At 65.1% G+C, this 21,500-nt stretch carries 22 protein-coding genes; 13 read left to right on the forward strand and 9 right to left on the reverse strand.

The window, feature by feature from the left end; genetic code table 11:
* Positions 1 to 78: 78 nt before the first annotated feature.
* The 3 genes from HTUR_RS06190 to HTUR_RS06200 form a co-directional block, all read right to left on the reverse strand.
* Positions 79 to 471 carry a hypothetical protein gene (locus tag HTUR_RS06190; RefSeq protein WP_012942452.1) on the reverse strand — a complete coding sequence of 131 codons (393 nt, stop codon included), beginning with the start codon at positions 469 to 471 and terminating at the stop codon, positions 79 to 81.
* Positions 472 to 980: 509 nt separating this feature from the next.
* A complete protein-coding gene (locus HTUR_RS06195; protein WP_012942453.1) occupies positions 981 to 1,292 on the reverse strand; it encodes a thiamine-binding protein in 312 nt (103 codons plus the stop codon).
* Between the two features lie 322 nt (positions 1,293 to 1,614).
* Positions 1,615 to 3,300, reverse strand: coding sequence for a choice-of-anchor D domain-containing protein (locus HTUR_RS06200; protein ID WP_012942454.1), 1,686 nt, complete (start codon positions 3,298 to 3,300; stop codon positions 1,615 to 1,617).
* Positions 3,301 to 3,616: 316 nt separating this feature from the next.
* On the opposite strand from HTUR_RS06200, the gene HTUR_RS27275 reads away from it, so the two are divergent.
* Positions 3,617 to 3,793 carry a DUF7331 family protein gene (locus HTUR_RS27275; RefSeq protein WP_012942455.1) on the forward strand — a complete coding sequence of 59 codons (177 nt, stop codon included), beginning with the start codon at positions 3,617 to 3,619 and terminating at the stop codon, positions 3,791 to 3,793.
* Positions 3,794 to 4,055: 262 nt separating this feature from the next.
* Here HTUR_RS27275 and HTUR_RS27280 read toward each other — a convergent pair whose 3' ends face one another.
* Positions 4,056 to 4,220 carry a DUF7331 family protein gene (locus tag HTUR_RS27280; protein ID WP_012942456.1) on the reverse strand — a complete coding sequence of 55 codons (165 nt, stop codon included), beginning with the start codon at positions 4,218 to 4,220 and terminating at the stop codon, positions 4,056 to 4,058.
* Positions 4,221 to 4,534: 314 nt separating this feature from the next.
* Between HTUR_RS27280 and HTUR_RS06205 the strand changes: the two genes are divergently transcribed.
* The 3 genes from HTUR_RS06205 to HTUR_RS06215 all read left to right on the forward strand — a co-directional run bounded on the left by HTUR_RS06205 (position 4,535) and on the right by HTUR_RS06215 (position 7,778).
* Positions 4,535 to 4,795, forward strand: coding sequence for a DUF7123 family protein (locus tag HTUR_RS06205; RefSeq protein WP_012942457.1), 261 nt, complete (start codon positions 4,535 to 4,537; stop codon positions 4,793 to 4,795).
* 209 nt (positions 4,796 to 5,004) lie between these two features.
* Positions 5,005 to 6,603, forward strand: coding sequence for a bacterio-opsin activator domain-containing protein (locus HTUR_RS06210; RefSeq protein ID WP_012942458.1), 1,599 nt, complete (start codon positions 5,005 to 5,007; stop codon positions 6,601 to 6,603).
* Entirely contained in the window at positions 6,600 to 7,778 is a 1,179-nt protein-coding gene (locus tag HTUR_RS06215) for a sensor histidine kinase (RefSeq protein ID WP_012942459.1), read from the forward strand. Before HTUR_RS06210 ends, HTUR_RS06215 begins: the two co-directional genes overlap by 4 nt.
* A 16-nt stretch (positions 7,779 to 7,794) precedes the next feature.
* On the opposite strand, the gene HTUR_RS06220 is transcribed toward HTUR_RS06215, so the two are convergent.
* Complete coding sequence (locus HTUR_RS06220) at positions 7,795 to 8,367, reverse strand: response regulator (RefSeq protein WP_012942460.1); 573 nt, start codon at positions 8,365 to 8,367, stop codon at positions 7,795 to 7,797.
* A gap of 142 nt (positions 8,368 to 8,509) precedes the next feature.
* Here HTUR_RS06220 and HTUR_RS06225 point away from each other — a divergent pair, with 142 nt between their 5' ends.
* Positions 8,510 to 10,234, forward strand: coding sequence for a sensor histidine kinase (locus tag HTUR_RS06225; protein ID WP_012942461.1), 1,725 nt, complete (start codon positions 8,510 to 8,512; stop codon positions 10,232 to 10,234).
* A gap of 35 nt (positions 10,235 to 10,269) precedes the next feature.
* On the forward strand, positions 10,270 to 12,147 hold the full coding sequence (locus HTUR_RS06230) for an ABC transporter substrate-binding protein (protein ID WP_012942462.1): 1,878 nt from the start codon (positions 10,270 to 10,272) through the stop codon (positions 12,145 to 12,147).
* A gap of 248 nt (positions 12,148 to 12,395) precedes the next feature.
* On the opposite strand, the gene HTUR_RS06235 is transcribed toward HTUR_RS06230, so the two are convergent.
* From HTUR_RS06235 to HTUR_RS06245, 3 genes are all read right to left on the reverse strand, one after another.
* Positions 12,396 to 12,923, reverse strand: a complete 528-nt coding sequence (locus tag HTUR_RS06235; RefSeq protein ID WP_012942463.1) for a hypothetical protein — start codon at positions 12,921 to 12,923, stop codon at positions 12,396 to 12,398.
* A gap of 191 nt (positions 12,924 to 13,114) precedes the next feature.
* Positions 13,115 to 13,891 (reverse strand): hypothetical protein, encoded by a 777-nt coding sequence (locus tag HTUR_RS06240; protein WP_012942464.1) that lies wholly within the window; start codon positions 13,889 to 13,891, stop codon positions 13,115 to 13,117.
* Between the two features lie 97 nt (positions 13,892 to 13,988).
* Positions 13,989 to 14,684, reverse strand: coding sequence for a curlin (locus HTUR_RS06245; RefSeq protein WP_222840501.1), 696 nt, complete (start codon positions 14,682 to 14,684; stop codon positions 13,989 to 13,991).
* 746 nt (positions 14,685 to 15,430) lie between these two features.
* Here HTUR_RS06245 and HTUR_RS06250 point away from each other — a divergent pair.
* The 7 genes from HTUR_RS06250 to HTUR_RS06280 all read left to right on the forward strand — a co-directional run bounded on the left by HTUR_RS06250 (position 15,431) and on the right by HTUR_RS06280 (position 20,874).
* On the forward strand, positions 15,431 to 16,111 hold the full coding sequence (locus HTUR_RS06250) for a hypothetical protein (RefSeq protein WP_012942467.1): 681 nt from the start codon (positions 15,431 to 15,433) through the stop codon (positions 16,109 to 16,111).
* Positions 16,104 to 16,619, forward strand: coding sequence for a metal-dependent hydrolase (locus HTUR_RS06255; protein ID WP_012942468.1), 516 nt, complete (start codon positions 16,104 to 16,106; stop codon positions 16,617 to 16,619). Before HTUR_RS06250 ends, HTUR_RS06255 begins: the two co-directional genes overlap by 8 nt.
* Positions 16,620 to 17,717: 1,098 nt before the next feature.
* Complete coding sequence (locus HTUR_RS06260; protein WP_012942470.1) at positions 17,718 to 18,071, forward strand: ribbon-helix-helix domain-containing protein; 354 nt, start codon at positions 17,718 to 17,720, stop codon at positions 18,069 to 18,071.
* A 360-nt stretch (positions 18,072 to 18,431) separates the two neighbouring features.
* Positions 18,432 to 18,647 (forward strand): hypothetical protein, encoded by a 216-nt coding sequence (locus HTUR_RS06265; protein WP_012942471.1) that lies wholly within the window; start codon positions 18,432 to 18,434, stop codon positions 18,645 to 18,647.
* Complete coding sequence (locus tag HTUR_RS06270) at positions 18,634 to 19,200, forward strand: HTH domain-containing protein (RefSeq protein WP_012942472.1); 567 nt, start codon at positions 18,634 to 18,636, stop codon at positions 19,198 to 19,200. Before HTUR_RS06265 ends, HTUR_RS06270 begins: the two co-directional genes overlap by 14 nt.
* A gap of 124 nt (positions 19,201 to 19,324) precedes the next feature.
* A complete protein-coding gene (locus tag HTUR_RS06275; RefSeq protein WP_012942473.1) occupies positions 19,325 to 20,518 on the forward strand; it encodes a thiolase family protein in 1,194 nt (397 codons plus the stop codon).
* The gene (locus HTUR_RS06280) at positions 20,515 to 20,874 is read left to right on the forward strand and encodes an OB-fold domain-containing protein (RefSeq protein WP_012942474.1); all 360 of its coding nucleotides are present in this window, start codon (positions 20,515 to 20,517) and stop codon (positions 20,872 to 20,874) included. The genes HTUR_RS06275 and HTUR_RS06280 overlap by 4 nt, the downstream gene beginning before the upstream one ends.
* Positions 20,875 to 21,091: 217 nt before the next feature.
* On the opposite strand, the gene HTUR_RS06285 is transcribed toward HTUR_RS06280, so the two are convergent.
* A complete protein-coding gene (locus HTUR_RS06285) occupies positions 21,092 to 21,427 on the reverse strand; it encodes a hypothetical protein (RefSeq protein ID WP_049941635.1) in 336 nt (111 codons plus the stop codon).
* Positions 21,428 to 21,500 lie beyond the last annotated feature (73 nt).

Raw genomic sequence — 21,500 nt, forward strand, 5'->3', positions numbered from 1 at the left:
GATGGGCAGCGAGCGTGTAGCGAAGTAGCGGGATTCGAATTCTATGAATGCGACCGGTCCGTCGGCGCCGCGAGCCACCTACCGCTCGGCCCGGTTCGGGACCGCGGCGATCGCGGGATCGTCCATCTCCCTGACGAGCTCGAGGACCGGGCGGAGGTCGTCACCGATCGGCGTGAGGGTGATCGCCCCCGCCTCGCGATCGTAGTCGATGATGTGGAAATCGATCAGCCGTGGGAACTGGACGTGGTGGAACCCGATCATGGCCTCGTCGTCGAAAGCGGCCTCGAGCTCTTCGACGAACACCGTGCCCCCGCGAGCGGTCAGGAAATACAACAGCTGCCGCGTCCGGTCAGTCGCGAGGAGCTGGAACAGATCGCCGAGTGCGATCGGGAGATCGGTCGGCACCTCGTCCGCGGGCGGCGCTGCCGGGACTGCGTCGGTGGAATCAGGCCGTGGGTCATCACGTTCCATAGGAGCACTCAGTCGTCGGGCACAGGTAAATGTTGCCTCGATCATGGCCGGTCGTCACCCAGCACGTCTCGTGCGTGGCCAGACCGGAGCGCCTCGAGACGCCCCCATCGGGGCGCGGTTCGTCTGTAGCCACGCGACCGGCGCCCGCGCTCGCAGAGCCGCCTCGAGAGCGCGGGCGCGCACACCGGACGACACAGGCGGCATCCAACCGACCGCACGACCCACGCGAGCGGCGACGGCGGTCCCGCTGCCGGCGGCCGGGACGCAGGCGTCGCGCGGTGGTGACCACGCGGCCACGGCGCTCACTCGTCGGAGCCAGCGCTGAGAGGGGGACTCACTGCCGGCGACCGAAACCGGTGCAGCCGCCGCCTGCGTGCCCTGGCACTGTTGCTCGCGCGTCGCCCACCGCGGTGAAACGAGCGCTGCACAGTCGGGCCGGTCAGCAGTGTCGGGCGACCGCGATCCAGCGTGCTGGGCGTGGTCTGCGGCCGGTCACGGCCCGGCAGTAGTCAGCGGTCGCGCTCCGGTTCACGGCCGAGCACGCTCGCGACGGACTCGACGCGATCCGCGGCGTCCTGCTCGCGGCTCTGGTAGTCGTCGATCTCGAGCGAGGTGATGATGCGGTCGCTTTCGACGGCGTTGTGAGCCGCGTGGACGGCCTCGAATACCTCGTCGGCCGACTCGGCCTCGATCACCGTATCGGTCGCGGTCAGTTCGTACGCGATATCGAACTCGTCGAGCGCGTCGATGGCTTGTGCGATCTCGTCGGAGAGACTCCCGTCGCGGACGGGAATGACTTCGAATCTGGCGATGACTGTCATGGTGAACACCTCGAATGCCGGCCACGGGGTGGGGCCCCGCTGGCACCGAGAGAGTACGCGCACGATCCGCATAGTTCTTCGCGCACTGGTGGTTCCGCCGCAGACGGCCGCACTGCACTGACCCAGCGGACCCCGAGGCCCTCCTCGACGGCACCTTCGTAGGCCTCGTCGTCCTCGTTCGCGAGGATTCCGTGTCGCTCCTCGAGGACGCCGAGGGACTCGCTCGGCCCGCCGAGATGGAACGCCTCGATGAACAGACCTACAGAATGTACTTCCGCACACGAGATATCCGCTGGCCGTCAAGGGAATCTCGGGGCGTAACTCAGGGCTGATTCACGTGGGGTGAGCGCGCCGTGAACGTTAGATCGGTCAGCGAATCCACGGATCCGTGGACCGTGATAGTTCCGACTAAGTGGTCGTTAACGTACAACTCGTAGGTTCCGGGGTTGTCGAACGACTCCGTGAGGATCGTCTGGCGGCTGCCGGTCGCCGCAATCGACAGTTCCCGCTGGTCGACGACGGTATCGTCACGGATGAGCCGTACGGTGTACGTGCCGTCAGCGCCGCCGACGTTGGTGACGCGTACCACGACGTCGACGCTTTCGCCGGCGCTGATCTCCGTGACGCTCACGGCCGCGTCGTCGATGCGGAAGGTCGCCTGTTTGATTCCGGTCGCGAAGTCCAACAGTCCCGGCGACTCCGTTTCGAAGAAGTAGTGCGTCTGACTCTCGTCCACGAGCGTCGTCGGAAGCTCGATCCACTGGCCGTTTTGATGCGTGTACAGGGCTACATCGTCCGGAGCCTCGTCTCCGGCCAGTTGATCCTGCCTCACGCGGAAGGTGATGGTGACGTCCCGAAGGTCCTCGTTCGCGATAGTGCTGTCCATCGAGACGAACGCCACCTCCTCGGTTCCGTCGGCGGGCTCGAACGCGGGAGACCCTTCGAACTGCTCGTCCCGTTTCGTGACGTTGATCGAGAACTCCCCGCCTCGCTCGGGGGTGTACGAGAGTGCGTCGATCGCGACGGTATCGTCTCGAGTGGCCGGCCACGAGATGTTGAGCGACTGCGTCGTGTTCGGCGCCGCGTCGATGACGGATGCGTTCACGTGCGTCCGGTCCGTTTTGATGTGCGACGGCGAGACGCGGGCCACCGTCGGCGTGTTGGTGAGCCACAGGTTCCGCTGTGGCTGCTCGGGGTCGTCGCTCAGGATATGCATCGTCGCGAACCGCGCCGCCGGTTCCGACTGCGTAAATCGCACGATGACCTCCCGACTCTGTCCCGGTTCGATCACGAACGGACCGCTATCCGCCGGTTCGAAGGCGGCTCGATCGGGACCGACGATTCGTAACGCTTCGATCGTCAGCGGTGTGGTCCCGTTGTTCGTGAGGGTGAACGTCTCCGCAACCGTTTGGTCCGTCACGTTCGCGAACCGGAGCTGCTCCCGGTCGACTTCGATGTCCGATGTGACGCCAGTCCCGGTTAGATCGGCGGTCGCGAGCGGTCCGGTAGCTCGCTCGAGCCGAAGCGTCGCGCGATGAGTGCCGTCGCGGTCGGGACTGAAGACGACCGTTACGTACTCCGTTTCGCCGGGCTCGATCGACGAGACGGAGTCGTCGGTAACGGTGAAGGCGCCGGCGTCGTCCCCCTCGATTGTCGCGTCGGTCACCGTCACGGGATCCGGCCCGATATTGATGATAGGTACTTCGCGAGTCGCGTTCGATCCGACTGCGGTCCGGCCGAAATCCTCCGTCTGGGCGGTACCGAACGCGACGCGTACAGCGTTCGAACCCGGTTCGAGTGCGTTCGCTTCGCCGGCGCCGGCGAGGCGAGCGTCGCCGGCATCGCACGCACACTGCTTCTGTGCGCTCTCGATTGACGGTTCGCTCGGCGCGACACCGGCTGCATCGTCAGCCGCCCAGACGACGCCGCCAGTCAACGCACCCGTCACCGACAGGACGGTGAGACACACCAACAGCCTCCTCGAACGGTTCCCGATGGCCGTGTTCATTGTTAACTTACCTCTCGATCGGGGCTACGGTCAGCCGGTTATTAGATGGATGGGTGTGCTCGAGCGATTACAATTCAGTATCGCGGTGACAGTAGCCACGAAAGACGGAATCGGTTGTGGACGCTGTCGGATTGGTGTCGGCTCTCGAGGCGTGCACCGAGGCCAGAGACGGCTCCGCGCAGCAATTTCTCCGGCGGAAACGCGCGGCCGGACCGGCAGTGCTAGCTGTCTAGAGCGGGTCGCGAGATCCCACACTCGGCTATTTAGCTAGGCACGCTTCGGTAACGGAGGGCCAGTATCCGAGTGGAGAGCGACAATGACCGACACCACCGACACCCGCGACCCCGACGAATTCGTGAGCGAGCCGGTATCGTCGATCCCGACGACGCACGATGCGATCGAGTTTCGCGACGAGATGCTCGTCTACGATCGCAAAGACCCCGACCGGTGGGTGCAGTCGACGGCGAGCATCTCCCTGGAGGAGTTCCGGTGAGAACCGACGCCGGCGAACGACATCGACGTCCTCCCACCTGAGCGGCGCCTTCTCGGCACCGATCGGCACGGAGATGGTCGGAGAAACCGACGTCCTCAGCAGTTCTATACCCCGTACGCAGCACGTGACTGTTCTCGAGGGCCAGCGAGACGGATCGTGAGCACCATCGGCGTTCGCCAGGCTCTCCGTGGAGACATACGACCGGAGTACCAGCGGTTTCGAACTTTACAGTCGATCGCCGATTCGCTGCGAAAGCTGCCGATCACCGCTCGACGGTGACGGCGTGCGTCGACTGGATCCACGCCCGGTCGTTCTCCCTGTCTTGAATGACGGCCACTGGTTCGTCGTCCGTCGTGTACTCGATGTAGTGGTACTGTTCGAAGGGGTCGTGCTCCGTGACTGAAGCGTTCGTATCGTATTCGGTCATCGGTGGTTCCTCGTAACTACACGTAGTGCTACGGAGTGGCGTCTCGAGGAACCCGTCTCTTAGTATCTAAACCGGCGACCACACTCGAACCCCTAGCTATTGAGCGTGGAGCGGCGAGCGGCGTTTCGACTCGTGTGCCACCGTCCGCGGCGTCCGTTCACCCGTCAACCCGCGGTTCGGGTCCCGGTCGGACGGTCGGCGGTCCCCCTCTAGATAGCGAGACCGCCTGTTCCCAGCGGCGATTGGAATACTAAGGAGGGGCTCCTTCGGAGATGCCGGCCGTCCGATCGGACGCAAACGGGTGAACCGAGATCATGAGCGAATCCGACACGTCCGATTCGACCGCGACCCGGACCGCGGCCGCGCTGAGCGACAAGCAGCGTCGCATCCTTCGATACCTCCGCGAGCAGAGCCAGACGAACACCTACTTCAAGTCCCGTCTCATCGGCGACGACCTGGGTATGAGCGCCAAGGAAGTCGGCGTGAACATGCCGGCGCTCGTCGACGGCGAGTTCGACGTAACCGTCGAGAAGTGGGGGTACTCCAGTTCGACGACGTGGAAGGTAACGACCTGACCGCATCGCACGACGTTCCGGCTCCGATCGGTCGCGTTTCTCTCGACGATCGATCCGTTGCGGTCGCGCACAGCGGACAGCGGCGACGAGCCGTTCCGTTCGACGACCGACTCCCGGCGAACGTCCCCGTCGACTCGAACCGTCCGTTCGCCCCGTCTCCCACCGCCAGCGTGGAAAGATTCACGTACAACAGTGTGCTATCGACTAGCATGGATGGGGTCCTCGACGGGGTCACCGACGGCGTGCTCGTCGTCGACACCGACTGGCGGATTACGACGGCCAACGCCGTCGCGGCGGACCTGCTCGAGCGAGAGCGCGACACCCTCGTCGGGACCGATATCAGGGACGTGTTCCCGCGATCGTTCGCGGCGACGTTTCACGAGCACTTCGGCGGCGACGATCCGGAGCCAGCCGAGATCACCTTCGAGGAGTACTTCCCGGAGCTAGACGTCTGGCTGCGCGTTCGGACGACGACGATCGGGGAGCGACTCGCGGTCTACTATCGAGACGTCACCGACCGGAAAGCCCTCGAGAGCGACCTCGGGGATCGGGAGGCGGAACTGGCCCGCCTCGAGCGGATTAACAACATCGTCCAGAAGATCATTCGGGACCTCGTCGGGGCCACGACCCGGGAGGAAGTCGAGGAACTCGTCTGTAAGCGGCTCGCGGAGACCGACCTGTACGAATTCACGGTGATCGGCGAGCGGGAGATGACGGGCGATCGGATCGTCTGTCGAACCGCGGCCGGCGAGCACGACGGGATTCTCGATCTCATCGTCGAGAGCGGTGCCGACGCCGACGGCTCGAGGGGGCCGGAGTACGCGACGCTGGAGACGGGGGAAACGCGAGTCGTCCGCCATCTCGTGGACGACGAGTCGGTTCCGGAGTCGGTCCGCCGAGAAGCGTTCGCTCGTGGATTGCAGTCGAGCATCGTCGTTCCGCTTCGGTACGGGGACACCACCTACGGGGTGTTGAGCGTCTACGCACTCGATCCGGACGCCTTCAGCGAGCGCGAACGGGAGAGCCTGGAAACGCTCGGCGTAACCACTGGGTTCGTCATCAACGCGACTCGCCAGCGCAATCTGTTGCTCTCGGATACGGTCATCGAACTCACGTTCCGTATCACCGACGCCTTCTTCGCGACGGCGTCCGCGCAACTCGATTGCGAACTCGCGGTCGAAGGCATCGTCCCGTTAGACGCTGCATCGTTACTCTGTTACGTTCGCGTCGACGGTGCCGAACCCGATGTGCTCCTCGAACTGGCCGACGATCGATCCGACGTCGACGCCGGTCGCGTGATCCACGAGTCCGCGACCGAGACCGGCGGATTCACCGAGGTTACGGTGTCCGGACGGTCGCCGATCCTCACGTTAGCCACGTACGGCGCGACCGTCAGAACGGCAGAGTTCGATCGCGGAACCGGCCTGATCGTCGCGGAAGTAGCGCCCAGCAGCGACATCCGAGAAGTCGTCGAGGCCGTCGGCGAGCGGTTTCCCAGATCGGAACTACTGTCGAAACTCGACCGCGAACGACCGATCGAAACGGTACAGGAGTTCCGGAGCGGGCTCCACGACCGTCTGACCGACCGCCAGCGAAACGCCCTCCAGATGGCGTACTACGGCGGGTACTTCGAATCGCCGCGAGACAGCACCGCCGAGGAACTCGCCGAGACGATCGGAATCAGTTCGCCGACGCTCCACCATCATCTCCGGGCGGGGCAGCGGAAACTCCTCGACGCCTTCTTCGACGACGCGGAGTGCGAACGGCCGGTTGCGGTCGACGACCACCAACCGAGGCGAAACGAATGACCGGTCGCAGCGACCGGCGGAACGAGGTCCCCTTCGAACGGCGACGCGACGACCTGTTCTCCCCGCTCGTCGCCGACGGTGGACCGACGCGACGCCTCTTTCGGCGCTTTCCCGACCCCCTCCTCTACTACGAGGTGGAGGGAGGGACCGCCGTAGTGCGCGCGGTCAATCCCGCGTTCGAGACGGCCTTCGAGGTTGACGAAGCGGCGATCAGGGACGCTCCCCTCCGTGAACGCCTGCTTCCCGGGCCGATCGACTGCGATTTCGGTCCGCACTGGGAACTGGCGACCGCCGCGGGGAACGCGACGCGACCGTCCGAGGGAGACGATCCGGACGCAGACGCGACCGGAGCGGCGATCCTCGAACAACTCGATGCGGGCGAACGCGTCACCGTCGGGATTCGTCGCGGAGCCGACGACGAGCGGCGGTACTTCCGTCTCGAGGCCATCCCGTCTCCGGACGCGGACGGAGACGGGGGTGGGGTCGCCGGCGGCTACGTCGTCTACACGACCGTGACGGAGTTACGCCGGCGCGTCGACCGCGTGACGACGCGCGCCGACCGGCTCGAGCGAGTCGTCACCGTCGCGGCGCACGATCTCAGAAACCCGCTGGAGGTTGCGAAGATCCGCCTCGAGGCGGCTCGCGATACGGGCGAGGAAGTTCACTTCGAGAAAGTCGAGGGAGCGCTCGATCGGATCGAGCGGCTGATTCAGGACGCGCTCTCGGTCGGCGGGACGGAGGTCGAACCGAGCGGTAGCGTGGCCGTCGGCGATATCGCCGAAACGGCGTGGGAGACCGTCGAAACGGCCGATGCCGCGCTCGTTCTCGAGGACGACCTCCCGACGCTCGAAGCCGATGCTGACAGGCTCCAGCAGGTCTTCGAGAACGTGTTCCGAAACGCGGTCGAACACGGCGGTCGGGAGGCGACCGTGACGGTCGGCGGCCTGGACGGCGGGTTCTACGTCGCCGACGACGGGCCGGGCGTTCCCCCAGCGGAGCGCGAGCGAGTGTTCGAACCCGGTTACTCGAGCGAAGACGGTACCACCGGATTGGGACTGGCTATCGTCCGCCAACTCGTCGAAGACCACGGCTGGAACGTGACGCTCACGGCCAGCGACGCCGGGGGCGCGCGCTTCGAATTCCGCGGGGCCGAGACCGACGAGAGAGCGCCGTAGACGGCTGCCGTGACGGCTACCCTTCACCCCGATTGATCGCGGTGAACGTCTCGACCATTCGCTCGAAATCCTCCCGCGGCACCTCCAGCCCCTCGCGAAGTTTCGCGACCCGACGTTGCATGCGGACGTACTCGCTCGACTCCTCGAGCTGTTCGGGCGTGTGTTCGGCCTCGAGCACCGAGAGTTTCGCCGTGAGGCTGAAGAACTCCGAGAGCGGATCGTCGTAAGACGCGGCGGTCACCTGTTGTTCGATTGCCGCGAAGAGATCGTCCTTCTCGATCGGCTTACACAGGTAGTCGTCGAACGGCATATCGACGATATCGAACCCGGGATTCACGGCCGTTACCATGATGACCTGGCAGTCGTGTCCCCGATCGCGGATCTCCGTTAACACCTTGTCGCCGGAGAACGGCATCCGTCGATCCAGCAGTACCACGTCGACGGTGTCGTCCATCTCGTGGAGGCACTCCTCGCCCCCGTACGCCGTCCGGACGTCGTCGTACCGCTGCCGAAGACGGAGCGCGTACGCGTCCGCCACCTCGCGCTCGTCGTCGACGACGAGCAGTGTCGGGTTCTGGTCGTGGCCCATGTTAACGAATGCCCTAGAGAGGTTCGCCTGTGACCGAGTTATAGCTTTCGTGCGCGGCCGGTCGCGGGTGTCCGACGACGTTCGTTGCGTGCGCTTAAGTGCGCGTACCGAGTACTCTGTTAATTGTTACCACGAGTCAGTGATGAGAGTCCGATTACGAACGAAATTCGTCGTCATCCTCGTCGTGATCACGCTCGTACTGAGCGGGACGGTTCACTGGACGCTCGAGTCGTACAAACGCGACGTCGTCGACGACGAACAACAGCGAACCGACGAGACGGCCTCGTTGGTCGCCGAGCAGATCGACGCGACGATCTGGGAACACCGCGATCGGATCGGGTTGGTCGCGTCGCGGCCCGAGGCTCGGCAGTTCGATCGGAGCGGTCCGTTCCTCGACGCGTTTCTCGACAACTCTCGATTCTACTCGGCGCAACTCGTCGACGCCAACGGAACGGTCGTCGATTTCCGCGGCTCCGTTACGGCAGGGACGAGACGATCAGTGATCGGATCCGACCGAAGCGGAACGCCGTACGTGGAGCGTGCGCTTCGGGGCGAAACGTACGTGAGCGACGTCGAATACGCCGAGCGAGCCGACAGGCCCGTTCTCGTATTCAGCGCGCCCATACTGGACGGCTCGGGGGTTCGGGGCGTCCTCGTGGGTGCCATGTACCTCGATCGGCAGACGATCTTCGACGCGATCCCGCCGCTCGAGACGAGTTCGCAGACGGTCACTATCGTCGGAGACGGGGTGGTTCTCAACGAGAACGAGCGGACGTTCGACGAGGGGATCGAAAGCTCCTCGACCGTCGAGTCGACCGGGTGGGAGGTCACGGTCACTCGAGATCGGACGCTGCTAGAGGATCGATTGGATCGGTTAGCCGCGCTCCAGACGCTGGTGCTGGTCATCGTGGTGCTCGTCATGGTCGGGTTCGGGTACTGGCAGTACGCCGTGAGCCTCCGCCAAACCGAGCGGTTACTCGACGGATTCGACCGACTCGGCGAGGGCGACTACGACAGTACGGTGTCGCTGCGCGGCGGCGCCGAGTGGGAACGGATGAGCGACGGCTTCAACGAATTGGTGGCGACGCTGCGAGCGCGCGAGTCGGAACTCCGAGAGCGGCGGCAGCGCCTCGACGTCCTCTATCGCGTGTTGCAGCACAATATCCGCAACCGAATGAGCATCGTTCTGAATTACGCGGATCTCATCACCGACGAGGCCGCGGACGAAACGGTCGTCGGCGCGGCGGAGACGATCCACCGGACCGGGCGCGACATCACGGGCTTGAGTCGGAAGGCGCGACAGATGAAAAACGCGCTCGAGGCCGATCCCGATCGGAGGCCCGTCGACGTGGCCTCGCTCGCGGCCGACGCGGTCGCGGAGCTTCGCGAGGAATACCCCGACGTTACCGTGACCGCGTCGCTGCCGGACGAGGCGTGGGCGATGGCGCTTCCCTCAGTGCGGCTGGCAGTCGAGAACGTCTGCGAGAACGCCTGCGAACACAACGACAGCGCCGATCCGCGCGTCGAAATAGCGGTGACCGCGACGGGCCCCGAACCGGACGTCGACCGCGATCCGGCCGACGAGAACGGCGGGCGAGTTCGCATCGAGGTGGCGGACAACGGCCCCGGAATTCCGGAACAGGATCGCGCCGCGATCGATGAGGGGCGCGAGACGGCGCTCGAGCACGGGAGCGGGCTCGGCCTCTGGCTGACCTACTGGGTGGTCGATAACTCCGGCGGAACGCTCCGGTTCGACGACAACGACCCGCGCGGGTCGATCGTGATCATCGACCTCCCGCGAGCGGCGCCCCGACGCGGCGACGCAAACGCCCCGGAACCGTCGAGCCACGTCGATGACCGACCCTGACAACGACTTTCACATCCCGTTCCGTACTCCTAACTATGCCACTGGACACCACAGTCGGCGGGGACGGGATCGATCCCGGCGGCGACGCAGTGGCCAGACGACGGCTTCTGAAGGCGGTCGGGGTCGGAACGACGGTCGGCATCGCCGGCTGCGCGCGCGACGGCGATGACGAGGATGAAGACGACGACAGCGTCGACGCGGAGTTGATCGGTCCCGACGGAGCACGAGTGGAACTGATACTCGCGTGTATCGAGGGGAACGACGCGGTGGAGACGGCCGCCGACATCATCGCGGCGGAGATCGCGGATCTCGGCGTCGCAGTTACCCTCGAGCGCGTCAGCTACGATCGGCTCCTCCGGCAATACGTGCGAAACCGGTACCTCGGAGACGGCGACCCCGAGTGGACTGCGGGACCGAACAACGCCGGACCGCGCGAGGAAACCGCGAGCGAATCGGCCTGGGACCTCATGTTCGGGGTCGCGTTCAACACGTATCCTCGAACGCCCGCTGCGATCGACGCATTCTGGCTCGAGCGAGCGCCGACTAACTACTACGGGTACGTTCCCGAGGCCGACATCGAGTCGCGGCTCGAAGCGTTCCGCACGACGACCGATCCGGACGAGCGGCGAGAGCCGATCGCCGAGGTCCTCGGCGCGTTGAGCGAAGAGCAGCCGGTGAATTTCCTCGCGATGTCGGACGACGTTATCGGTTACCGACGCTCGGTTCGCGGTCCGGTCGAAGCCTTCGGGGGAAACTGGGACAGCGCGACCTGGTACGTGGACGAGGACGGGAACGAAGGTGGCCCCACCGCCTCCGACGAGTGGGTCTGGGGCGTGGAAAGCGAGGCCGAAGGGTTGTACTTTCCCGAGCACACCGACAGCAGGGCCACCGCGCGGATCGGCCTGACCTTGGACGGGGCCTACGACGTCGACGAAAACGACACCGTCCGACCGCTGTGGATGGACATCACCGACACCGGCAGCGGACAGGTATACGTCTGCGAACTCCGGGACACCCTCCGATGGGGCGACGACTACGGCCGGATGACCGCCGAGGACTGGGTGTACCAGATCGAGAATGTCCACACCATCGACGGCGGACGTGACCACCCCTGGAACGAGGACGCCCCGCCCTCGAACCGGGTCGACGATTGGGCGACGGTCGAAAACGTCGAGCAAACGAGCGAGTCCGAGTTCCAGCTCGAACTCGAGTCGGTCAACCCCGACTTTCCGCTGGAACCGGTTCTCTGGGGATCGTACTGCGCGCCGAAGGAACTCTACGAGGCGCACGTTCCCGACGCCGACGCGCTCCGCGCGAGCGACGCGTTCGCCGAGCTCAGCTTTACGGGGAACCTCGGCCCGTACACGCTCGAGCGATGGGATCGCACGCGGGAGTTCGTCGCCGCGCGCAACGAGGAGTACTACATGCGCGAACACGTCGACGACGTGGGCGACGCGTGGCGCGACGCGCCGTATTTCGAACGCTACAGCTACCGAGTGGTCGGGGACCGAGCGGACCGCCTCGAGGCGCTCGCGGACGGGGAGCTCACGGCGACGTCGGTCCCGCCGGAGCGCTACGCGGATATTCGAGGGACCGAGGCCGTCGAAATCTACGAGATTCCGCAGCCGTTCCTGACGATCGTCGCGTACAATCAACGCGCAAACGGGTGGGCGGAACTGCGGACCCGCGAGGTCCGACAGGCCCTCTCCATGGCCGTCGAGAAACCGGCGATCACCGAGGACGCGTTCCGCGGACTCGCCGAGTGGACCCACACGTTCCAACCGCGGTGGTCGAGTTGGTACGACGACTCGCGGATCACGCCGTTCGGGGTCGACGAGTCGTACGACAAGGACCGAGCCCGCGAGTTGCTCGCGGAACACACGACCTCCGGGTACGAGTACGAGCCCGCGTAGGGATCGCGATCGAAAGCGACGCCGTCGGAATCGCGGCCTCGAGTACGTGACGTCGGCCGTACCCGGCGACCGACATCGATACGTGGCAAAAGCCGTCGATCGGTTCGTCGGCGAGTCGAACGCTAAGGGCTCGTGCGCGAAGCCCGTCGTTGTGGCTCACGATCTCGAGTCCGGCGACGCGAGGGACGGAACCGCAGCACTCGAGTCCGCGTCGAGACCGCGGCGGAAGTCGTCGCGGAGACGGAGGCCTACTCGAGGTCGACCGAACTGCTCTCGATCTCGTCTGTGACCACGACCGGCTCCGTTTCCGGTCCGGGTCGGGGAACGAACAGCCCCATCGTCAGCATCTCGTCCTCGATCTCGGCCTCGGAGAAATCGATCTCTCGAGTGCGAAACTGCATCGTAACGACGTACCGATTCACGTCCGCGCGTTCGAAGCTGGCCATTACGTCGGGCGTGGCGACGCCGCCCTCGGACGTTCGTTCGACGGCCGCGTCGTCGATAGCGGCCGAGTCCGTTTCCGAAAGACCGAACTGGTCGCGGTGTCCGAGAACGATCTGACTCGGCACCTCCCGGAGGTGCGTCGCGAGCGCCGCCGAGACGCGCACGCGAGCGGTGACGGTCTCCGCGGTCGTCTCCGTGATCTCGAAGTCGAATCGCTCCCCGGTCCGGGCGCTGGTTCGTACGGTGAGCAGCGTCGTCCCGCTGAGGAGCGTCCCGACCGCTTTGAGGACGCTGCGTTTCGAAACTGAATCGGATGCGTCGTATTCGAACATTGGTCGTCGGTCGTCGGTCGTTAGTCGCCGGTCGTCGGCGGGCGACTGTTGCGCTTTCAGCGAGGAGCGATAGCGGGCGCCTCGGGAATGATCATCCTGAAAAATGCGAATTTTCGGGGCCGAAGCGCTACCCGGGGAGAGAGCGCCGTCGGGATCGCACCGCGTGCACGGCGGGAAGCCGGACCGGTCGCTCACGAGTTCGACGAGTCGCTCGAGCACGGCTCCGCTGTCGGCGAGCGCTCGTCGCCTGCGGTCCGACCGCAGTCTCGGATCGCCGCGATCGAGTCGTCGGCGTCGTCGGTCGACGCGGACGCGACGATCAGGTCGTCTCTGATCGGTACCGTCGCGTTCCCTGTCACGGTTCCGCTCACGGTGCTGGTCGACGCACCCGTCGGCGAGACGTCGACGGACGACACCCGAGCCGTGTATGCGACGGCGTCAGGTGCCGTAAACCGGACGGCGCTCTCGTTGCAGTCGACGGCTATCGACGGCTCGTCGGTCGTCTCCGTTCGCGGTTCTTCGCCGCACTGTTCTACGGCCGACGTGATCGGCTCCTCGGTCGACGCGTCGGTGACGAACGCGTATACGATGTCGGCGTCGCCTACCGTAACCGTCGCGTTCCCCGCGAGCGGGGTCCGTCTCGAGGTGCTCGTGCTGGTCCCCGACGGACCCACGTTCACGACGCTGAGTCCGTACTCGTCGTCGTCGGGTGCGGTAACCAGCACGTCGCTCTCGTCACAGTCGATCTCGACGGTCACGTTCACGTCGTCAGCGGACTCCGCGTCCGTCGCGCCGACCGTCGCGTCGTCCGCGGGATCGGTACCCGCTGCCGGCAACCCCAGCACGGCTCCTCCTGCGACGGTGAGTAGCAGCAGGACGGCTGCGGCTCCGGGCGTCAGACGACGAATCGAATCGCCGATATGAGTCGGCTCGTCTTCAGTCGCTGTAGCTCTCGTCTTCTTCGTCATCGGGGTTCTCTCGGTCGATAGTCCGGACGCTCCCCTCGAGACGGGCTATCGGCCGCGGCGCTTCGCGAGTTCGCTGCGGGGAGAGTCGGATATCGGATTAGCTCTGATCGATGACGGCGGTGTTCTCCTGATCGACGTCGGCGCTGTTGTTCTTGCCGTCCTGATCGACGTCGGCGGTGTTGCGCTGGTCGACGCTGGCGTCGTTATTCTTGCCGTCCTGATCGACGAACGCCTTGTTGCGCTGGTCGACGTCGGCGTCGTTGTTCTTGCCGTCCTGATCGACGAACGCCTTGTTGCGCTGCTTCACGTCAGCGTCGTTATTCTTGCCGTCCTGATCGACGAACGCCCTGTTACGCTGGTCGACGTCGGCGTCGTTGTTCTTGCCGTCCTGGCCGACGAGCGCCCTGTTACGCTGGTCGACGTCGGCGTCGTTGTTCTTGCCGTCCTGGAAGACGCTTGCATCGTTTCGCTGGTCGACGTCGGCGTCGTTGCAGTGACCCTTCTGGAAGACACCGGCGTCGTTGGACTGGTCGACGTCGGCATCGTTATTCTTGCCGTCCTGGAAGACGCCCGCATCGTTTCGCTGGTCGACGTCGGCGTCGTTACAGTAGCCCTTCTGGAAGACGTCGGCTCGATTCCGCTGCTCGAGATCGGCGTCGTTCCCGAAACCGTTCTGGAAGACGTCGGCGGCGTTGGACTGATCGACGTCGGCCTCGTTGCAGTAGTCGGTGTACTTACAATCGCCCGGGGACGCGAGCGCACTGCCGCTCGCCAGGGCACCGATGAGTGCCACGGCGAACACCAGTGAAACCGTAGTGCGTAGGGTTCGTTTCATGGTCGTATCTTCGGAGTTCCTTCGAACTCCACGTGGATCCAGTCCCGCATCGTTCGAAGAACCGGGCTCTCAATAGTCGAAGCGACGGTCTCGCGGGCACCCCTAGATATCTAGTCCCGCCCGATGCGACTCGAGCGACGCGTAGAATCGGCGGCGTCGAGCGTTCCACCCCGCGGAATCGCGCCCGATTCGGACGAGTCGCGCTCCCCTAGATACTGAGCATCGTCACCTCGATCGCCGGTTGTGGTATTGAGAGCCGCGTTCCTCGAACGGAAGGGTCCTTGGTCACGGTGGAGGTAGCGCGCTGCTCCCGGGGCGCGCGGCGGCGAACCACACTCCACTGTCGACGCCGACTCGAAAGTGCCAGCCGGCTCCCCTTCGTTGGTCCAATCGTGGTTCTTCCGGATATCCGTGAGCGCATAGTAGGGCTTCCATCCATTCCGAACGAGATGGAAGTGACCGTCGAACTCGTGGTACTGGAACCGCAGGAACTTCCGCGCGCTCACTGAACTCACAGCATCCTCCGTCTCTCGACTACGGCGAGTGTGAGGGTGGGGTCGCCGATCACGACCTCACCGGGGAGCAGCCGGCGGTAGCACCCCATCCGACTGGGCGCGCTCCGCACCGGTCCCGTCTGTTCACTCGAGTGGCCGACGGGAACGGAAGACATTTGCCGCCGCTAGCGCTTCTATGCGAGCAGTACCATGTCGGAGCCGTACGGACAGCGCGGTCGCATACTCGCCGGCGTCGTGCTCGTTGGCCTCTTGGCCGCATGTTCGGTCTGGGCGGGAGCGACGACCGGCGACCTGACGGAGAGCCGGTATCCGGACGAAACCGACGTCACGTCGGAACCGGCTGCATACGTTGGCGACCGAGTCGCTCTCGGTGGCTACGTTGTCGACACCGACCCCGTCGTGATCGCGACGCGTGCCAGCGGCTACGGACGGTTCACGCTCGTGGACGCCAACGCTCGGCTCAGAACCGATGACGCGCCGCTCGAGCGGGGCGACCGGGTAACCGCATTCGGCACCCTCGAGGACGACTCGACGCTCGCCGTCGAACGGGCGCTGACTCGGGATCCGTCCGAGACGCGGTACATGTTCGTCGCATCGGCGCTGGGCGGACTCTGGGTCGTCGGTCGGTTCGTCCGCCACTGGCGCGTCGATCGGACCGGGCTCGCGATCGTGCCTCGAGAGCGATCGCCCGGCAGTCGATCCGATCACGGAAACGGCCGGAACGGGACCCGGAAAGCGACTCGAGCGAGCGAGCGCCGGACGACTCAGTCGCGGGACAACCGGCCGTCTGCGGCCGACGGTCGACGAACCGATACCCACGCCGAACGGGGCGAACGAGACGCTTCGGCCGGAGGTGACTCTCGTGCCTGACGTCTTCACGCACGTTCTCGTCGGCTACAGTCTCGGCACACTGCTCTCATTTAGATACGAGTGGTTGCGACCGGCACACGTCACGCTCGTCATGGGTGGTGCGCTCTCGCCGGATCTCATGAAAATTCGGATCGTGGCTCCGGACGGGTTCGTCGCCTGGGTGCTCGGCGTTCCGTTCTCCTGGAGTCCGTTGCACACCCTCGTCGGCTCCGCGCTCGTAATTTGGCTCGGCAGTCTCTTCGTGGCACCAGACCAACGTAACCGCGCGCTCGTGTTACTCGCGGTCGGCGCCCTCTCACATCACGCTCTCGACGTTCTGCTGTTGACACCAACGGGAGACGCCTATGCTGTCTTCTGGCCGCTCCTCGACTATCGGCCGCCTTCGGGTGATCTCTACCTGAGCAGCGACCGCTGGCCTGCGGTCCTCGCCGGGTTGTGTGCGCTTTGCGTCTGGCTCGTCGACCGCCGGCGCGACGCGGACTCGACAACGCTCGAGTGCGCACGGTAGTACGCTGGACCGTGTAACTGGGAAACGAGAACGGATGGCTGAGTCGCGCTCGGACACAGCACGTTAGTCATCGGAACCCGTGCGAGTGGGAGAACGAACTTTGCCGCCGACGCTCTGGTGGTGCAACGCTTCGAATCCACGCGGTACGCGTCACCAGTCGGCCGCGAGGTACACCATGCGCAGGCGATGGCGCGGCGCCGGATGTGACTGACACCAGGCGGTGGCATCGTCGTACGTTTCGAACGAGGCCACCTCGTGACAGGACTGACAGGTTACTGTAAACATCGGCACCAATCTGTAGTGTCTCCCACTCACACGCGACACTGGGAGAGACCGGTTTCCCTTGCAAGGGCAGGGGTAGCACTCCTGTCCGGACTTCCGAAATCACCAGCAGGGACTCTCCTCTGCTGAGGCCCCTGCACGCACGGACGCCTGTCCGGACCCTCGGCTCCTGTGTTGATTGATACCGTCTGACAAACTCTTTTATATGTTGGTATGAAAGCACACGCTTGCACTCATGCGCTCCTGCAAGTATTGCGGCGAGTCCGTCTCGATCGTTCGATCGCCTACCGCACATCCCGGTATCGACTCGGAGGAACTCCCCGAACTCATCTACGAGTGTCGAGTCGGGCATTTGTGGACGCCGTCTCGTCAGAAGGGAGGCTGATGCGCTCGCGACCGTAGATGGATCGCCGCTTGGATGAGCTCGCCGACCAGCGTCCCACTCCGGATCCACCCGATTAGTAGTCATTCGTACATCTCTCCGACCTTCGCGTGCGAGTGCTGCGCGACACGCGGTTCCATCGTCATCGACTTCGGCTCTCGAGGCTGGCACTACTCGGAGACTCTGGGAAAGAGTCAATGGAGAAACTACTATGAGGATAGAATATGATGGGTGGAGTAACGAGGACTGGACGACACCGTATGCCACCAGACCGACCGGCTGCCACGACGCACGACGAGCACGAGGCCGTACCGAACGGGGACCCGAGCTGTGAAATTTGCGGCTCGACCGACTCGCTCACGTCCTATTCGATCGGATCCCCATCGGGACCTGAGTCATCGGTTTTCCTCTGTCGGCGGCATTATCGAGTCGCGATGTTCTTGGATGGCGATCAGATGCGCGAGACGAACCGGGAAACCGATTCTGATCTCCAAGAGACGCGAAAAATCACGGTTCGCGTTCCTCGCGCACTTATCGAGAGTGCTGACGCTGCCGCCGAACAGCAGGGGCAGACCCGAAGCGAGTTCGTCCGCGAGGGCATCCAACTGGCCATCGAACTGGAAACGATGGATGACGCGTTTGCTGAAATTCTCTCTCGAGCAGTGCACTCGTCGAGCGAGACGACACAGCCGGACACGGATTCGACAGCGGACACTGACGTTGAATTTCTCAAAGAGCGCATTCGGACACTCGAATCATTGCTCGAGGATAGCATCGAGAAACTCTGATCGGCGGCGACCGTGAGCGCGGTGGGCCCGTTGGGCCGATGGCGCGGCCCGTGTCCTCAGAAACCGACAGTTTCCGGGATGCTGAAAACGTGAAGCGTTTTCAAGCACGCCTCGAGTAGGACGATCGCGACTGGCGGCCGACCGCAATCGTCCCGACGTCGGGAAACCGAGACGGACGCGCCGAGTGGCGGTCGGAACGTCGCAGCGGTCGCTCCGAGACGGCACGCGGTTGGGATTCGGCCGCGGGCTATTCTCCGGTAATACCACTTTCTTATCGGCCATTCAGTTGTTGATTTTCACGAATCCGTGTGTGTCTGTCTCAGTCTACGCTTATAGCCCCCCTCGTGGCATGTGGCTGTGATGTCCACGAGTGAACGCCGACTAACAGTTCCGAACGAGATCGCATCGCCACAGGCAAAACTCGTCTACCTGGCCGTCCACGTGACGGACGAGCCGACGGTCACCCGACTGCAGCAGCTGTTGGGGCTATCTAAACTCACGCTCTTGCCGCTTCTCGCATCGCTCGACGATCGGGATCTCGTTCGGCGGACGGAGGACGGTTATGTCGGCCGGTGAGTCCGCTTCATCGCCGGCCGTCGCGCTCGATGCGGCGGATCTCCGGGTCGATTGCTACGTTCGATCCGACGTCCCCGCCCCGATCGCCGAGATCGTCGACGGCGTCGTCGGGCGACTGGAGTCCCTCTGCGAGGCCGGGCGAATCGACGAGTACCGGGTCGCTAGCTGGCCGCCGGAAACGGGCGCCGCGAGCGCGCCGTCGCGGGGCGAACTCGTGACCGCGTTCGAGCGCTGGGCCGACCGGAACGGGCATTCGATCGAGCCGGGATTTCGCCGACGCGAACGTCCGACGTCACCGCTCGGAGCGGAGTCGGACGCCCCGGACGAGCGCGTTCGAGTGCCGATCGTGGCGCTCGCGCTCTCCACGGACGGCGACGTGACGGATCCGACGGCCCTCCGCGGAGTCGTCCCGTATACGGAACGCCCGAACGCCGTCGACGAGCGGACGTACACCGTCGACGAGTGGCTGTCCGCGGTCGAATCCGACGCGGTGGACCGCGACGCGCCCGCCGCGGGACGGGACCCGTCGCCGGTACTGGGGGGACAGCGATGACCGTCTCCTTGGCCGCGCAACCGGTGACGTCCTCGCGAGGCCGCGCGGCGAGCGACCCCCGATCCGCCGCTCGAACACCGCGACGCCGAACCCGCCGGCCGTCGACGCCGGGAGGTGACCGCTGATGTCGTCCCGACGGCAGTCCGCCGACGGAGCGGCGGATCGCGTGGCGGTGATCGGCGCATCGATGACGGAGTTCGGACAACGCGAAGGGGAGTGGATCCTCGACCTCCTCGCGGAAGCCGGACTGGAGTGTCTCGCGGACGCGGGTGCCGACGCCGGCGACGTCGACCACCTGTACGTCTCGAACATGGCCAGCGGCGAATTCGAGGGGATGACGGGCGTGATGAACGCCCTCGCTCACGACCTCGGTGCGATGCCGGCGTACACGCAACGAATCGATCAGACGAGTTCCAGCGGCGGCGCGGGCATCTACGCCGCCTGGCAGTCGATCGCCAGCGGCGCCAGCGACGTGACCCTGCTCGTCGGCGGGGAGAAGATGACCCATCGGACGACCGGCGAGTCGACCGACATCATCGCCTCGGTCACTCACCCCGCCGAGTACAAACACGGCGTCACGCTGCCCTCCTTCGCCGGGCTAACGGCACGCAACTACCTCGAGCGGTTCGACGCGCCCCGAGAGAGCCTCGCGTGGGTCGCCGCCAAAAACCACAAGAACGGCGTCGATAACCCTCACGCGCAGTTCCAAAAAGAAGTCGACGTCGAGACGATCCTCGAGTCGCCGATCATCGCGGATCCGCTGCGGCTGTACGACTTCTGTCCGGTCACCGACGGCTCGGCGGCCCTCCTGCTCTGTTCCGAGGAGACCGCCCGGGAGTACACCGACGACTACGTCGTCATTGCGGGCGTCGACGGCGCGACGGACACCCACGTCGTCCACGAGCGGGAGGATCCAACCGTGATGGGCGGCGTCGTCGAGAGCGGCAAGGGCGCCTACGAGATGAGCGGCTACGGTCCCGACGACATCGACGTCGCCGAACTCCACGACATGTTCACTATCCTCGAGTTCCTCCAGATGGAGGGACTGGGCTTCGCCGAACAGGGCGAGGCCTGGAAACTCATCGAGGACGGCTACACCGAGCGCGACACGGGCGAACTGCCGATTAACACCTCGGGCGGACTCAAGTCGAAGGGCCACCCGCTGGGTGCCAGCGGGATCGCACAGGGCGTCGAGATCTACGAACAGCTCGTCGGCGAGGCCGGCCCGCGGCAGGTCGACGCCGACGTCGGGCTCTGCTGTAACGTCGGCGGCTTCGGCAACTGCGTTATCACCACCATCATGGAGGCAACACGATGACCATGGAAGCGACCCGCTACGACGACGGCTCGATCAGTTATCCCGGCCATCCGCGCGGTCCAGGCGGCGCGGAACCTGTCGAGACGATCGATCTCAGCGAGTACACCGGCGAAGTCGTCACGTGGACGACGAGCACAGCGACGCCACCGGGCGTCCGCGAACCGAACACGCTCGCTATCGTCGAGTTCGATATCGAGGGCGAGACGGTCCGCGCGCTCGGCCAGGTGACCACCGACGACGTCGAGACCGGCGACGAAGTCGAACCCGTCTACGTCGAGGAACTCCGCGAACCCGGCGCCGGCATCCGCGAACCCGAGAGCCAGGACTGGGACGGCTACCGGTTCGAGCCCGTCTGAGAGCTACCGATCATGCAGTAGCCGGCGGTCGTCCGTCGTCTCGCACGTGATCGGGACGCGGCACCGTTCGCGGGCGCCGGAAACCGGTCTGCGGAGGCGACCGCGGCGGTAGTCCCCGACGAAACGCGGACAGACGGGGTCGTGACGGACCCGTGCGAGTTATCCAGAGGAAGCGAGTAGACGAACCGTTCGCGTGCGCTTATCCGAGGCGCGATCTCTACACCTCGTCGAGCACCGCGAGCGAGTAGAGATCGATCGCGCTGAGGACGAGGACGGCGAGCGGGAAGGCCACGTCCGCGAAGGAGGCGGTCTCGAGGCGGAGGACTGAGAGCACGAGTGGCTCGACGAGCGGGCCGGTGGCGAGGAGCGATCCGGGACTCAGAAACACGAGCGCGGCCCCGCACAGTGCGGCCCAACAGCAGCCGCGGCGCCACTGTCGGGCATAGAGGTGTCCGGCGCCCGGCCAGCAGACGGTCAGCAGATACGCCGGCCACGTCGTCACGCGCGCGTCTAGCGGGAGTAGCGGCGTGAACTGTGCTGACGATGACGACACGGATTATCGCCTCCGATACGTCGGCGGTCGCTGCTCGATACGGGACGTTTCGACGGGGAGTCGAGTTACCATA

The organism is Haloterrigena turkmenica DSM 5511, assembly GCF_000025325.1.
Lineage (GTDB): Archaea > Halobacteriota > Halobacteria > Halobacteriales > Natrialbaceae > Haloterrigena > Haloterrigena turkmenica.